Annotated in this window: 13 protein-coding genes; 5 read left to right on the forward strand and 8 right to left on the reverse strand. The window is 71.2% G+C overall.

What is annotated here, in order from left to right; translation table 11 throughout:
* Window positions 1-16: 16 nt before the first annotated feature.
* Window positions 17-1,300 (reverse strand): hypothetical protein, encoded by a 1,284-nt coding sequence (locus G3I56_RS28175; RefSeq protein ID WP_164413719.1) that lies wholly within the window; start codon window positions 1,298-1,300, stop codon window positions 17-19.
* Window positions 1,297-2,481: a caspase family protein gene (locus G3I56_RS28180; protein ID WP_164413721.1), complete on the reverse strand. Its 1,185-nt coding sequence runs from the start codon at window positions 2,479-2,481 to the stop codon at window positions 1,297-1,299. The genes G3I56_RS28175 and G3I56_RS28180 overlap by 4 nt, the downstream gene beginning before the upstream one ends.
* 123 nt (window positions 2,482-2,604) lie before the next feature.
* Between G3I56_RS28180 and G3I56_RS28185 the strand changes: the two genes are divergently transcribed.
* Window positions 2,605-3,666, forward strand: a complete 1,062-nt coding sequence (locus tag G3I56_RS28185) for a DUF2235 domain-containing protein (RefSeq protein WP_164413723.1) — start codon at window positions 2,605-2,607, stop codon at window positions 3,664-3,666.
* A gap of 42 nt (window positions 3,667-3,708) precedes the next feature.
* Here the strand turns inward: G3I56_RS28185 and G3I56_RS28190 are convergent, their stop codons facing one another.
* The 5 genes from G3I56_RS28190 to G3I56_RS28210 form a co-directional block, all read right to left on the reverse strand.
* Window positions 3,709-4,374 carry a response regulator transcription factor gene (locus G3I56_RS28190; protein WP_164413725.1) on the reverse strand — a complete coding sequence of 222 codons (666 nt, stop codon included), beginning with the start codon at window positions 4,372-4,374 and terminating at the stop codon, window positions 3,709-3,711.
* Window positions 4,371-5,648, reverse strand: coding sequence for a sensor histidine kinase (locus tag G3I56_RS28195; RefSeq protein WP_164413727.1), 1,278 nt, complete (start codon window positions 5,646-5,648; stop codon window positions 4,371-4,373). The genes G3I56_RS28190 and G3I56_RS28195 overlap by 4 nt, the downstream gene beginning before the upstream one ends.
* 142 nt (window positions 5,649-5,790) lie before the next feature.
* Window positions 5,791-6,939 carry an ABC transporter substrate-binding protein gene (locus tag G3I56_RS28200; RefSeq protein WP_164413730.1) on the reverse strand — a complete coding sequence of 383 codons (1,149 nt, stop codon included), beginning with the start codon at window positions 6,937-6,939 and terminating at the stop codon, window positions 5,791-5,793.
* A 157-nt stretch (window positions 6,940-7,096) separates the two neighbouring features.
* Window positions 7,097-8,254, reverse strand: coding sequence for an alpha-hydroxy-acid oxidizing protein (locus G3I56_RS28205; RefSeq protein ID WP_164413731.1), 1,158 nt, complete (start codon window positions 8,252-8,254; stop codon window positions 7,097-7,099).
* Window positions 8,255-8,352: 98 nt separating this feature from the next.
* The gene (locus tag G3I56_RS28210; RefSeq protein ID WP_164413808.1) at window positions 8,353-8,946 is read right to left on the reverse strand and encodes a TetR family transcriptional regulator; all 594 of its coding nucleotides are present in this window, start codon (window positions 8,944-8,946) and stop codon (window positions 8,353-8,355) included.
* Between the two features lie 173 nt (window positions 8,947-9,119).
* Here G3I56_RS28210 and G3I56_RS28215 point away from each other — a divergent pair, with 173 nt between their 5' ends.
* From G3I56_RS28215 to G3I56_RS28230, 4 genes are all read left to right on the forward strand, one after another.
* On the forward strand, window positions 9,120-10,091 hold the full coding sequence (locus G3I56_RS28215) for an SMP-30/gluconolactonase/LRE family protein (protein ID WP_164413733.1): 972 nt from the start codon (window positions 9,120-9,122) through the stop codon (window positions 10,089-10,091).
* A gap of 107 nt (window positions 10,092-10,198) precedes the next feature.
* Window positions 10,199-11,029 (forward strand): SDR family NAD(P)-dependent oxidoreductase, encoded by an 831-nt coding sequence (locus tag G3I56_RS28220; protein ID WP_164413735.1) that lies wholly within the window; start codon window positions 10,199-10,201, stop codon window positions 11,027-11,029.
* A complete protein-coding gene (locus tag G3I56_RS28225) occupies window positions 11,026-12,258 on the forward strand; it encodes an amino acid deaminase/aldolase (protein WP_164413737.1) in 1,233 nt (410 codons plus the stop codon). Before G3I56_RS28220 ends, G3I56_RS28225 begins: the two co-directional genes overlap by 4 nt.
* On the forward strand, window positions 12,255-13,040 hold the full coding sequence (locus G3I56_RS28230; protein WP_164413740.1) for an SDR family NAD(P)-dependent oxidoreductase: 786 nt from the start codon (window positions 12,255-12,257) through the stop codon (window positions 13,038-13,040). Before G3I56_RS28225 ends, G3I56_RS28230 begins: the two co-directional genes overlap by 4 nt.
* 26 nt (window positions 13,041-13,066) lie before the next feature.
* Here G3I56_RS28230 and G3I56_RS28235 read toward each other — a convergent pair whose 3' ends face one another.
* Window positions 13,067-14,584: a carboxylesterase family protein gene (locus G3I56_RS28235; RefSeq protein WP_164413742.1), complete on the reverse strand. Its 1,518-nt coding sequence runs from the start codon at window positions 14,582-14,584 to the stop codon at window positions 13,067-13,069.
* Window positions 14,585-14,754: the final 170 nt, after the last annotated feature.

Genomic DNA, 14,754 nt, shown 5'->3' on the forward strand with positions numbered 1-14,754 from the left:
CGCCGGGTCTCTGGCACTACTGGGGCACTCCTCGCAGCCCGACGATCACGAACGGCTCGCGCATGTCCACGCGGTAGGACAGCAGACGGGCCTGGTCGAGGCGGGTGACGCACTCCGGGTCGTCGGGGAACTCGGAGAGGCCGTGGATGAGGCGGCTCAGGCCCAGGGTGAACACCGGGACGCCACGGTCGAAGGCCTCGACGAGCGCGTCCCGCGCCGCGCGCAGCTCGGTCTCGGTGTGGGCGCGGCGCAGATGGCGCATGCCCCACAGCAGTGAGCCGTCGCTCAGCCAGTCGAACTCGCGGCGCAGATGGTCGAGCCAGGCGTCCCAGCGGTGCCGTCGTTCGGTGAGCTCGCTGCCGACCAGGACATAGGCGCCGGCCACCGCGGCGAGGGGGTTCTCCATCTTGGCGTAGAGCAGTTCCTCGGCGTCCTTGACCAGCGCCGCCGCCGTGTCGAAGGCGCCCCGGGCCATATAGCCGAGGGCGGGCCCCACCCGGCTGTCTCGGACGGCGACCGAAACGGTGCTGCCGGTCGGGCTCTGGCGTTCGTTGACCAGGACCTCGATCTGCGCGTTCCCCCAGGGTGCGGGCAGGGTGACGACGTACTCGGCGCCGGTCAGCGAGACGACGAGGAACTGCCTTCTGCCCGTGGGCCCTTGGAGGGTGGACGTGCCCTGTTCGTCGAGCGGGCCGTGCGGGCCGAAGCGGTAGAGGCGGGCGGTGGCGTCGCCCAGGTCGAGGCTGGGCACGGTGTGCGGCGCCGAGCGGGCCAGGTCGAGAGCGATCGGTTCCGGTGACGGGCCCTCGGTCAGGGCGAGCAGCGGGGCGAAGTGCCAGCTCTCCGGTTTCGGATCGCCGACCCAGACCGCGTTACCCGGCGGCACCACCCCGCCCGTCGTCCACACCCCGGAGCGCGACCCCCGGGACCGGGGCACCGGGATCGTCTCGTCGTCGTGATAGGCGCCGTACGGCTCGATGTTGCCCATCAGGTACTGCCAGGAGTGCGACTCGTAGGGCGAGCGCGCGGTGCACAGCGTCACGTGGGTGTCCCGGCCCTCGCTCGCCTCGGCGTCCTTGGACAGCACGACGCCGGAGGGCAGCGTGGCGGACACGAGGTAACGCCCGGGGTCGACCTCGTAGCGGGCCGCCGGTGCCGAGGTCCCGCAGGGGAAGAGGACGCCCCGGTGCGCGCTGCCGGTGCCGTCGGCCGGGTAGATGTCGCCGACGACCTTCGCCCCGTCGGGCAGGTCGGACTCGTGGAGGCTCAGCGTCACGGTGATCCGCAGGCCGGTGCTCATGACGGTTTGCCCAACTGCACGCGCCGGAACACCGGCCGCACGGTGACCGGCTTGGTCCGCACCTCCTCGTCGCCGAGGTGTGCCTCGAAGACGTAGTTGCCGAAGCCGAGTTCGATGGCCCACTCGCACTCGGGGTCGCTCGCGTCGATGTCGTCGGCCGGCCGACGCAGCCGTTCCCGGCCGCCCTGTCCGTCCTCCCGGCACACGAACTCGGCCTCGGCGTTGTCCTCGGCCGGGTCGCAGCCGACGTACACCGGGACGACCGGGGCGCCGGGCAGCTGGTGCAGGACGAAGACGGGCAGTTCACCGACCGATGGGACCTGGACACCCGCGACGGCGCCGGCGAAGCGCGGTTGGTGCATGAAGTGGTCGATGGCTGTGAGGAGTTGGGAGGTGTTGACCTGCCAGTCGCCCTCGGGGTCGTCACTGGCGGCCCCGGCGAGGCTCTTCAGCAGGGCCTCGGTGAACAGGCTGACCTGTCCGGGCCGGGCGTGCGAGCGGTCGCCGGCCAGGGTGGCGTAGTACGGGATGTGGAACCGCCGGGGCAGGTCCAGCGGGCGCGCGCCGGCGCCGAGCGGGGTGCGGCCGGCGAACCGGGTGCCCGAACTCTCGATCAGGACATCGGAGTTGGAGCGGCAGGCGTCGACGAAGAACACCTGCTGGCCGGCCTTGCAACGCTTGAGCCCGTTCATCAGGCCGGCGAAGTCGAGTGCTCCGTTGAGGGGGTTGTGGTGGTCGGCGAAGATGTCGGCGGCGAGCAGCGCCATGTCCTCGCCCTGGGAGATGCCGTGGCCGCAGAAGTAGAAGAGGAGCCGGTTGTCGACATGGCTGTCGCCCCGGTCGTACCAGTCGGCGACCGCGGCGACGAGGTTGTCGATGGTCGCCTCGTCGACGTCGTGCTCGGTTCGCGTGCGGGGGTCGGTGAACGGCGTCGGATGCTCCTCGCTGAGCAGCAGGGCCACGCTGCCGAGCGGGCGTTCGGGGTCGTTGTACTCGGCGAGCAGCCAGCCGGCGAAGGCGCGGGCCGAGAGCGGGGGTGAGCTGAGCTGACGCATCCCGTCGGAGTCGGCGACGGGTGACTCGCCGCCGGCGAGGTGCGGGTATCTGCCGACTCCGACGACCAGCGCGTGGGTGCGTGGCGGGTCGGCCGCCTCTTCGAGATGGATCACTGAACCGGCCATGGATCCTCCGGAACACCACCGCTCCCGAGCATGCCCATTGGAAGCACTTCTCCTATATTTCTCCTACTATATTTCTTAACACCCTGTATGTCCTGGCATACGCCAGTGAAGGTGAGGCCCGCCATGGCCAAGAACCTCGTCATCTGTCTGGACGGCACGGGCAACCAGCTGAAGGCGAAAGGCAACACGAACGTCGTGCGGCTCTACGAGATGCTGGACCTCTCCGACCCTGCCCGGCAGATCGCGTACTACGACCCCGGTGTCGGCACGTTCTCCGCGGCGGGCGCCTGGACGGCCGTGGGCCGTCGGCTGTCGAAGCTCTTCGGGCTCGCCCTCGGTTCCGGGATCAGGGCCAACCTCGCCGAGGCGTACACGTATCTGATGCGGCACTACGAACCGGGCGACCACATCTACGTGTTCGGCTTCAGCCGGGGCGCGTACACGGCCCGCGCGCTCACCGGCATGCTCAAGGCGGTCGGTCTGCTGCGGCCCGGGCTGGAGAACCTGGTCCCGTACGCCGTGTCCGTCTACGCCAGGAACAAGACCTTCAGCGCCGACGACTGGGTCCAACTCCACCATTTCGCGGGCACGTTCAGCATCACGGTGGAGGCCCGGACCGGTATCCCGGTCGAGTACCTGGGCATGTGGGACTCCGTGAAGGCGGCCGGCATCCTGCGCTGGAACCTGCGCTGGCCGCACACCCGCCAGATCCCCAACGCCCTCAGCGCCCGGCACGCGGTCTCCATCGACGAGAAGCGCACTCCCTACCGCGAGTACCTGGTCACGCCGGGCGAGCAGCCTGCGCTGCCGGACGGGGTCGAGCAGGTGTGGTTCGCGGGGGTCCACTCGGACGTCGGCGGCACCTTCGAGGACGACCACCGTCTCGCCACCATCGCCCTCAAGTGGGTCGTGGACGGCGCCCTGGCCCCCGACGACAAGGGTCTCCTGCTGAAGCCCGGGGCGTACCGGCGCGAGGTGACTGTCCGCCCGACGTACGCGCTGGGCAAGGTGCACCGGATGGGCTGGGTCTGGGCCCTGCTGACCTACCGGCGCCGCCGACTGCCCCCGCACGCCAAGGTGCACGCGAGCGTCCGCGCCCGGGTCGACGGGGCCACGGACTACGGATCACACATCCCGCAGACGGCCACCTGGGCGGACGAGGACTGGCTCACCGCCCGGGGATGACGTCCGGACGGCACTCCATACTCCTCCAACTCCCCCTCCGCGTCAGGTCAGTTCGAGTACGCCCCGGCGCACGGCCTCCGAGACCGCCGCCGCCCTGTTGTCGACCTTCAACTTCCGGTAGACGCGCACGAGATGCGTCTTGACGGTGGCCTCGCTCAGGAACAGGGCCCCGGCGATGGCCCGGTTGCTGAGCCCCTCGGCCATCAGCCGTACGACCTCTACCTCGCGTCCGCTCAACTCCTGCTCCGGGTTGACCACTTGTCCGACGAGTTCCCCGACGATCTCCGGTGCCAGCCCCAGCGCCCCGGCGGCGGCCCCGCGCACCGCGCGGAACAGTTCCTCGGGCGGCCCCGCCTTGAGTACATAGCCCCGCGCACCCGCCTCCAACGCCCGCACCACATCGGCCCGTCCGGCATAGCTGGTCAGCATCACCACCGCCACACCGGGCGCCTCGGCGGCGAGCCGGCGGATCGCCTCGATCCCGTCGATCCGGCCCCCCGGACTCCCGAACCGGAGGTCCATCAGCGCGACGTCGGGAAGCATCCGGGCGACCAGAGCGACAGCCTCCTCACCACTGCCTGCCTCGGCGATCACCTCGATGTCGGGTTCACCTTCCAGAAGCGCGCGCAGTCCGGCCCGTACGACGGCGTGGTCGTCCGCGATCAGGAGGCGCAGCGGTTCGGCCGCGCCGGGCGGGTCCGTGGTCATCGGGCCGTCGCCGTGGGGACGGGGGCTACGGGTCCGGCAGCCGTCTGCGGCCGGGGCCGCGCGGAGACCGTGGCCCGGATGCGGGTGCCACGGCCCGGCGCGCCGCTGACGTCCAGGTCACCGCCGTACTCACGCAACCTGGCCCGCGCCGCTGGCAGTCCGAAGCCGCGGCCGAGGCCCGTCGATGTACGGGCGAGCACCTCGGCCGGGTCGAACCCGACGCCGTCGTCGCTGACTTCGAGGGCCACCCGGTCGGACTGCCGCCTGCTGAGGGTGACCTGCACGTTCACCGCGTGGGCGTGTTCGCGGACGTTCGCCAGGGTGCTCTGCGCGACGCGGAACAGGGTGGTGGCGGCGTTTTCGTCGAGGACGGGCTGGGGGTCGCCGACCGACCGGAACCGGACCTGGGCCGCGGTCCCGTCGGCCTGGGAGCGGGCGCACAGGACGCGCAGCGCGCCTTCGAGGCCGGTCTCGGCCACGGCGGACGGGGTGAGGTCCCCGATCATGCGGCGGGTCTCGGCGAGGTTGGTGCCCAGTCCGTCGGCGACCGCTCGCACGCGAGTACGGGCCACGTCTGGCCGGTCGTCCCAGTCGCGGTCGGCAGCCTGGAGCAGCATCAGCCCGCCGGCGAGTTCCTGGGCGAGGGTGTCGTGCAGATCGCGGGCGATGCGCGTCCGCTCCGCCAACACACCCGCCCGGCGCTGCTGTCGGGCGACGAGGTCACGTGTGTCGCGCAGCTCCTCGACGAGACGCCGGCGCGCCTCGGCGTCCCGTTGCTGGGCGCGGTAGAGGGCGACGGTGCCCCAGACGGCCGCCACGGGTACCAGCACGCTGTCGATCACGAACCGGCCGTCGGCCCCGACGAGTGCCGTGACGAGGACAAGGGTGATCAGGGCGAGCGCAGCGGTCGCGGACCGGCGGCCGAGCACGCGCTGCGCAGCGCACGCCAAGGGCAGGGCACACCACACGAAGGCGGAGACCAGCGCGGCCGGCACGACGAAGAGAAGGAGGCCCCACAGTGCGAGCAGAACCGGAATCCAGGCCGCCCGCCCCACCGCCCCGAGCCGGTCCCACAGCATCACTCCGCCCGTGTAGGTGAGCGCGAGCAACCCGCTGACCGCCGCGATGTACCAGCACAACTCGCTGTTGAGTCGCACGAGTTGCAGCAACGCGGACGCCACGATGACGAAGAACGCCAGATGCGACACGTGTTCCCGGGTGAACCGACCGCCGCGAACCGTCAGCGATGAACGGACGGGGATACGGTCGGACACGGCAGATCCCCTTGGGCAGACTGATCCAATCGGACAGAGCCCCGAGTCTAGCGACCGCCTGTATGACTTGTGTGAAGATGCAAGGAAACAGAGGGGTCGGGAGAGGGACCAGCAGCCCCCTCCCGACCCCTCCGCCTCTCGGCTACGCCCCGGGGTGCAGTCCCAGCCACCCGGGGGTCGGATCCCCCTTCACCTCACCGAAGTACAGCGCGAAGGTCTGCTTCCAGCGCTCGATCTCCGCACGGTCCGCCATGAAGCGGGGGAAGCCGTCGAGGTTCGCGTTCGGGTACTTCCAGACGGGCTTGAGGCCACCGGCGGGGGTGACGTCCGTCCGTACCGACCAGCCGTTGAACGCGCTCTGCTGCTGGGCGGTGGAGAGCTGCCAGTTGAGGTAGAGCTTGGCTGCTGTGGTGTTGCGGCCCTGCTTGAGGATCGCCGCCCGCTGGCCCCAGGCCATGAAGGGGTGTCCTTCGGCGACGGCCCACCGGGAGGCCGCCGTGGACGGCGCCACGAGCGAGCCCGAGCCGCCGACGCCGAGCGCCTTCTGTCCGCTGGAGACGGCCAGCCCGGGCGTGTTCGTGCCACGCGCGAACTGGACGTCCTGGGCGGCGAACCTGGCGGCCCAGTCCCAGCCGTAGTGCTCGACGTACAGCTTGAAGAGGTAGAGGACGGCGTCGTCGTCGTTCGGGTAGGACGACGCGATCTGCCCCTTCCACTTCGGGTCGATCAGGTCGAGCGGGGACTTCGGAACGTCGGCGCCGACCGCGGCGACGTTGTACGAGTAGCTGAAGCCGATCACGGCGACGGCGGTCCAGGCGCCGTGCGGGTCCTTGAGAGCGTCGTACACCTTGGAGAAGCCCGCGGGCTTGTAGGACAGCAGGCGGCCCTGTCCCTTCCAGCGGGTGAAGTCCTGGAGGGTCTGGAGCTGGACGACGTCCGGGACGAGGGTGTCGGTCGCGAACTGGTTGTCGACGCGGACGTCGTGGTACTTGCTGTAGTCCACGACGACCTTGAGGTCGATCTCCGGGAAGCGGGCCGCGAAGCCGTTGCGGATGCCGTTGCCCTGGCTGTCGACGTCGCCGCCCGAGTAGATGACGAGCTTGCCGCCCTCGGCCAGGGCGGCCTGGTACAGCTCGTCGAGGGTCCGGGTCTCCTCGGCGCCCGCTGCCGGGTGGGATCCGGTGGACGAGGCCGCGGCGGCGGGAGTGCCGGTGGCGCCGAGCGCGCCGACCCCGAGCGCCGCTCCGGCTCCGGTGGCGAGTACACGTCGTCGGCTGAGGAAACTGGACACTCTGCGGGCCTCTCGATGGGGGGAGCTGTGCTGGGGGTTCGATCCTGACGCGGGCGAGAGGTTCCCCGCGTCGGCTGTTCGGAGCGACCTGGAGAGCTGCCGGATGAATCCCCGTTCAACCGATCGGTTGAACCAGTCGAACAGGGTGGCCGGGCGGTCAGACGGCCTGGAGCGCGGTGGGGACGAGATCCTTGAGGGACGGATATCCGTCGACGGCCATGATCAGGTCCGCCTCGGCGAGCAGGGCGCGCAGGACGTGGACGATGCCGTCGGTGCCGCCGAGGGCGCAGCCATAGGCGTACGGACGGCCGATACCGACCGCCGTGGCGCCCAGAGCGAGGGCCTTGACGATGTCGGCGCCGCTGCGGACGCCGGAGTCGAAGAGGACGGGCAGCTCGCCCGCGGCCTCGACGACGGCGGGCAGGACGTCGAGGGCGGGGAGGCCGCCGTTGGCCTGCCGGCCGCCGTGGTTGGAGCAGTAGATGCCGTCCACTCCCGCGTCGCGGGCCCGGCGCGCGTCCTCGGGGTGGCAGATGCCCTTGACGATCAGCGGGAGGTCGGTGAGCGAGCGCAGCCAGTCCAGGTCGGCCCAGGTGAGCGGGTTGCCGAAGACCTGGGTCCAGCGGAGGATCGCGGCCTGCGGATCTTCCTCGGGCGGTCGGCCGAGCGCTGCCCTGAAGGCAGGATCGCTCGTGTAGTTGGCCAGGCAGTGCCCGCGCAGCTGGGGGAAGTTGGCGGTCGCGAGGTCCCTCGGGCGCCAGCCGGTGATCCAGGTGTCGAGGGTGACGACGATGCCCCGGTACCCGGCCTGCTCGGCCCGGTGGACGAGGCTCTCGGCGATGCTCCGGTCGGTCGGGGTGTAGAGCTGGAAGAAGCCGGGGGTGTCGCCGAGTTCGCCGGCCACGTCCTCCAGCGGGTCGACGGACAGGGTGGAGGCGACCATCGGGACTCCGGTACGGGCGGCGGCGCGGGCCGTTGCCAGATCGCCGTGTCCGTCCTGGGCGCACAGGCCGATGACACCGATCGGGGCGAGGAACACCGGCGACGGGAATGTCATCCCGAACATCTCCACGGTCAGGTCGCGTCTGGCGGCGCCGACGAACATGCGCGGGATCAGGCCCCAGCGGGTGAAGGCGGCGACGTTGGCCCGCTGGGTGTGCTCGTCGCCGGCGCCCCCGGCGACGTAGGACCAGACGGACGGCGGCAGCGCGGCCCGGGCCCGGTCCGCCAGCTCGGCGAACTCCATGGGGAAGGAGGGCAGGACACCGCCCAGCCCGTTGAGGTAGATCTCGTTCTGGTAGTCGGCGAACGCCATTCGGCACCCTTTCGCTCAGTTCGGGCGGCTCACGACTCGCGACTCACGGCTCAGGCGATTCGTGGCTCGGACGGCTCACGGCCCGGACAGGTCATGGCTCAGACGGCTCGTGGCCGGGCGTGCAGGAGGAGGTGATCGGCGAGCAGTTCCAGCGCGGCCTGACTGTCGGCGGTGTTGCGGTCGACGAGCCAGGTCATGTTGAGCCCGTCGATCGTCGAGTGGACGTACCGTGCGAGCACCGGCACGGGTTCGGTCCACTCGATTCCGGCGTTGTCCGCGGCGAGTTCGAGCAGACCGACGAAGGCGCGCAGGAAGATCTCGTACTGCTTCCCGGCGACGTCCTCGAAGCCGGGGTTGCGCAGAGCGTACTGGGTGAGCTCGTAACTGATCTGGTGCTCGCCGGGGTTGGCCTCGAAGCCTTTCCAGAACGCGTGCAGGCTGTCGAGGACGCTGTCGCGGATGTCCTTGTGCGGGGCGAACAGGCCGCGGACCTCGGCGACATACCGCTCGGTGAGGGTCTCGGTGACGAGTTCGAGGAGTTGCGCCCTGGACTCGAAGCAGTAGTGGAAGGCCCCGAGGGTCATGTCCGCCTCGGTGACCACCGCGCGGGTGGTGGCCTTGGCCACGCCGTCGCGCGCCATGACCCGGATCGCCGCCTCCAGGAGCTCCGCCCTCCGGTCGCTCGCCGCCATGCGGGGCACGCGTTCTCCTCTCCGCACCGGTCCCACCTGTGGGTTCGTCCGTCAGGATAACCAACCGGGCGAGGAAAAGTAAGTCAGTTGTCCAGGACGCTTGACTTACTTCTCTGCTTTGGGCCACCGTAGCGTGAACCGAACGTTGGCAAGAGCAGCCTCAGGAGGCAGGGGTGCGACCGAGAGCCACAGTCGTTCTGGACGGATTCGGCGTCCTTGAGTCGCTGCGCTGGCACGACGACGCCCTGTGGTTCTGCGACCTCGCCCACGGGACGGTGCACCGCTGGGACACCCGGGGCGAGCCGGAGACGGTGGCGGAGGTCCCTGGCCGGGCCGGGGGTCTGGGCTGGCTGCCCGACGGGCGGATGCTGGTCGTCTCGATGGACGGGCACTGTGTGTACCGGCGGGAACCGGACGGCACCCTGATCGTGCACGCCGACCTCAAGGACATCGCCGGGGGTCCCGTCAACGACATGTTCGTCGACCGGCTGGGCCGCGCCTACGTGGGCAACTTCGGCTTCGACTACCACGGCTTCGTCCGCCGGCAGCCCAACTCAATGCTCTACGCTCCGCCGGGACCGCCCCGAACCCCCCTCGCCTGTTTCTCCCCCGAGGGTGAACTGCTGGGCCTGAGCGAGCCGTTGGTGTTCCCGAACGGCCTGTTCCTGCTCGACGAGTCCACGCTGCTGGTCGCCGAGACCCTGGCGATGCGCCTGACCGCACTCCCCGTACTGCCCGACGGACGCCTCGGACCGCCCCGGCCCTGGGCTCCGCTGATCCCGTCCGCCCTGTGGCGGGCCCTCAACCACCCCGGACTGCTGGGCCGCGCCACCCGGCGTGTCTCCGCCCTCCTCGACCACCCGGCGATCGCGGCCCGCTCCGCCAGCCCCATCGCCCCCGACGGCATCGCACCGGGCCGGGACGGCACGGCGTGGGTCGCCAACGCGCTACGCGGCGAGTGCGTCCGGGTCGGGCCCGGCGGCGCGATCCTGGACCGCGTCGCCACCAGCCAGCAGACGCTGAGCTGCCTGGTCGCCGGACCCGACGGCAACACCCTGTACGCGGCCACCACACCGACCGACGATCCGGAGCGCGCGGCAGGTCTCAATGGGGCGCGGCTGGAGGCGTACGTCCTGCCATCCTGAGCATGCCCATCATCAACTCGGCCCACTTTCCCGGGAGTTCCCATGCACCGACAGCGAACGGACGGCGCCCCTCCCCCGCCCAGGGGCGCCCATGACGGGAGTCCGCGGTGAGCGTCGTCCTGATCACCGGCGCCGCGAGCGGCATCGGTGCGGCGACCGCGCGCGAGGCGGTGCGCCGGGGCCACCAGGTCGCCCTCGCCGACATCGACCTCCCCGGCGCGGCCCGGGTCGCCGATCAATTGGGCTCTGCCGCCCGCGCGTTCGAGCTGGACATCCGCGACGAGGCCGCGTGGGAGGTGGCGTTGGACGCCGTGGCGGACCAACTCGGCCCGGTCGAGGTGCTCGTCAACAACGCGGGGATCATCCACACCGGGTACGCGCGCCAGTTGTCGTCGGCCGAGCACCGGCACATGGTGGAGGTGAACCTGCTCGGTCCGATCAACGGCATGCTGGCCGCCCTGTCCCGGATGCGGGCCCAGGGCCACGGGCACATCATCACCATCTGCAGCATGAGCTCGTTCATGCCGCTGCCCGGCTACACGACCTACGGCGCGACCAAGCACGGGCTGCGCGCCTTCCACCACAGTGTGGCCATCGAGGAACGCGACGGGCCCGTGACCTTCAGCATCATCCATCCGCCCGGCACCCGGACCCCCATGCTGGAGCAGGAGATGGCCGATCCCAGCTCGGTCATCACCTTCGCCGAGAAGCCGCTCACCCCCGAGAAGGTCGCCTCGGTGATCGTCGACGCCATCGTGAAGAAGCCGGTCGAAATCGTCCACCCCGCCATCGGCGGACGCGTACAGCGGGTCGCCGGTGTGTTTCCCCGGCTGATGCGCTTCGTGATCCCGAAGGTGGCAGCCATGGCCAAGCGCCGCAGCACGGGCCTCGTCCCGGCCCCCGCGGCTGTACCCGAACAGGGAGACACCTACCGATGACCGTCAACACCACCACCCCCAGAGCCACTTCGGCTCCCGCGACCGAAAGCCACTTCGACAGCCTGCGGGCGGCGACCGCCGGCCTCGAACCTCCCTTCGGCGTCATCGACCTGGACGCCTTCGACGCCAACGCCCGCGATCTGGAACGCCGTGCGGGCGGCAAGCCGATCCGGCTGGCCAGCAAGTCGCTGCGCTCCCGCGCCCTCATCCGACGAGCCCTGGACCGCCCGGGATTCGACGGCATCCTCGGCTTCACCCTGCCCGAAGCCCTGTGGCTGGCCGAGGAGTTCGACGACATCGTCGTCGGTTACCCCACCGCCGACCGCACGGCGCTGCGCCGACTGGCCGCCGACGAGCGGCTCGCGTCCCGCATCACGCTGATGGTGGACTGCGTCGAGCACCTCGACCTGATCGACGCCGCCACCGGGCCCCGCGAGACCCGTATCCAGGTCTGCCTGGAACTGGACGCGGCCCTGCGCCTCGCGGGCGGCCGGCTCCACCTGGGGCCGCGCCGGTCCCCGGTGCACACCCCGCAGGAGGCGGAGGCGTTCGCGCGCGAGATCGTGTCCCGTCCGGGCTTCGAGCTGACGGGCATCATGGGGTACGAGGGTCAGGTCGCCGGTATGGGCGACAACCAGCCCGGCAACGCCATCAAGCGGGCCGTGGTCCGGGCGATGCAGCGTTCCTCGGTCGAGGAACTGAGCCATCGCCGGGAAGCCGCGGTCGCGGCCGTACGGGCCGTGACATCGCTGCGGTTCGTCAACGGCGGCGGCACGGGCAGCCTGGAGACCACGACACGCGAGGACTCCGTCACCGAACTCGCGGCGGGCTCCGGCCTGTACGGTCCGGGGCTGTTCGACTTCTACCGCGCCTTCCGTCCCGTCCCGGCCGCGTACTTCGTACTGCCCGTCGTACGACGTCCGTCGTCGTCGGTCGCGACGCTCCTGGGCGGCGGCTGGGTGGCGTCCGGGCCGCTCGGCAAGGACCGACTGCCCACGCTGGCCTGGCCGCCCGGGCTGCGCGTCACCGCCACCGAGTCCTTCGGGGAGGTGCAGACCCCGCTGGTGGGCAAAGCCGCGAGCGTGCTGAACATCGGGGACCGGGTGTGGCTGCGGCACGCCAAGGCCGGTGAACTGTGCGAGCGCATCGGCGACTTGCACCTGGTCAGCGGCGGCGCGGTGGTCGACACCGTGCCCACCTTCCGCGGTGAGGGCCACCACTTCCTGTGACCGCCACAGCCACGACCACCATCACCGGCCGGACTGTCCTGATCGTCGGCGCCTCGTCCGGAATAGGGGCCGCGGTGGCCCGGCGGCTCGCCCCGGCGGGCAACCGGCTCGTCCTCACGGCCCGGCGCGCCCCCGAACTGGCCGCCGTGGCCCAGGAGGTACGGGCGGCGGGCAGCGCCTGCCTCGACATCACTGCCGACGCCCTGGACCCGGATGCGGCGGCCGGGGTCGTGGCGGCGGCCGTCGCGGAGTTCGGCTCCGTCGACATCGCGCTGCTCAACGCCGGTCAGGGGCCGGACATGGCCATGGACCGGGTGAGCACGGCGGACGTGTCACGGATCATGGCGTTGAACTACGACGTCGTCGTCAACTACCTGGTCCCGCTGATCCGGCAGTTGAGCGAGCAGCGGGACGGCGGTCTGATCGCCCAGACCAACTCCCTGGCGGGGCTGATGGGCATCCCCCGCCAGGGCCCGTACTCGGCGGCGAAGGCGGCCGTGCGCACCCTCATCGACACCGCGCGCGTCGAACTGGCGCCCAGGGGCATCCGGTTCACCTCGATCCACCCGGGCTTCGTAGGCACGGACCGGGTCGACGCGGACGGCCTGCCCAAGCCCTTCCAGGTCAGTCAGGAGCGCGCGGCCCAGTACGTCGTACGCGCCCTGGAGCGGGAACCGGCGCAGGCCTGTTTCCCCTGGCAGACAACGGCGTTGGTCCGCACGTTGCGTGCCCTGCCCACGCCGGTCTCCGACCGGGTGCTGCGGCTGCTGGCCGCGCGGTAGCGGCCCTTGCGGGGACCGCCGATCCGTTACGCCGTCGTCAGTGGCAGCGCGCCGAAAGTGTGCCGCTGCCACAGGCGCCGGGAGGCCTCCTCCGGGTAGGCGGCGACGGCCGGTTCGGCGTCGAAGAGCTGGACGAGGCGCTGCTCGCTGTCGTACGCGGGCCAGCCCGGGTCGCCCGTGGTGGCGAAGGAGGTCCAGGCGGAGCGGAAGCGGGCGGACAGTGCCTCGGTCTCGGGCGGCGGCGTGGGCCCGAGCAGCATGCCGCCGAGGCCGCCGACGGCATCGCCGTAGTTGCCGAAGGTCAGCGGCACATCCAGGCCGTGACAGGCGCCCAGGGCTCCGCCGTTCACCGGGGCGGACCAGGTCAGCTCGTACATGTGGGCCCGGCCGCCGCCGGCCACCTGGGCCTGGGCCAGGTTCAGCGACGGCATGCGGAACAGCCAGTCGGACTGGACGAGTTCGAACAGGTACTTCGCCGAGGCGTCCGGGAACGCGGCGCGGTAGGCCTGCTCCGGGTCCGGCCCGGGTCCGAACGTGCGCAGAACCGCCGCCGCCATCTCCTCGTCCACGCGGCCGAACAGCCCGCCGAACATGAGGAAGAGGCGGTACTCGTCCCGGGTGTGTCCGACGATCAGGTCCACGTCCCGCGCGGCGCCGCCCGCCAGCGCCTCCCATGGGGCTGTGGGCAGGACGTCGCCGTCGACGACGGGCGAGAACGGGGTGGGCGTGAGGGCGACCGCGCCCCACCTGGGTACGTACTGACGCATCCGGGGGGCGAGCGCGGCCCCCGCCTCGGGCAGCTTGCGGGGATCAACACCGGACAGGTCGGCGACCGTCGGACGCAGCCCGAGCTCTCCGGCCAGCGCCTCGGCGATGTCCCCGGCCAGCGCGTCCGAGAAGTACGTGCCGGGCACACTCTGCGCGATGGCCCGCTGGAAGAGTCCGCGCGCCCTCGGCATGGCCAGCAGTGCGGCGACGGACCCGGCGCCCGCCGACTCCCCGAAGACGGTGACCTGGCCGGGGTCGCCGCCGAACCCGGTGACGTTCTCGCGCACCCACTCCAGGGCGGCGACCTGGTCGAGCAGCCCTCGGTTGGCCGGGGCACCCTCGATCCGGGCGAACCCCTCGATGCCGACCCGGTAGTTGAGGGTGACCACGACGACGTCTCCGTCGCGGGAGAGACGGCCGCCGTCGAAGCTGGGGTCGTCGGCGGAGCCCAGCTTGTAGGCACCGCCGTAGATCCACACCATCACCGGCCGACGCGCCGCCGGATCCGCGTCGGGTGACCAGATGTTGACGGTCAGCCAGTCGTCGCCGGTGAGCGAGGCGTCGGGACCCATCACCTCCTGCGGAGGAGGCGGCCCGAACGCGAAGGCCTCCCGCACCCCGTCCCAGTGGTCCGCCGGCCGGGGCGCCACGAACCGCAACTCCCCGACCGGCGGCTGCGCGAACGGAATCCCGCGAAACACCGCGAGGCTGCCCTCCCGGCGCCCCCGGACCCTACCTGCGGCCGTCCTGACCTCGGGAAACTCGCCTGTACTCATCGTCGACTCCTCAGGAAACGCCTGCCGATGGCGGTCCACGGCACGGTAGCCGAGGTGAATTTACTTTCACTAGACGAACGAGAGCGATAAGGCACGTGCCACCGCGTCGGCACGAGGGGGGCCGAAGGGCACCGCTCCCGTGCGTACAGGCTTGGTCCCGGACTAGGTTG

The organism is Streptomyces sp. SID12488 (assembly GCF_010548275.1).
Classification (GTDB): Bacteria; Actinomycetota; Actinomycetes; order Streptomycetales; family Streptomycetaceae; genus Streptomyces.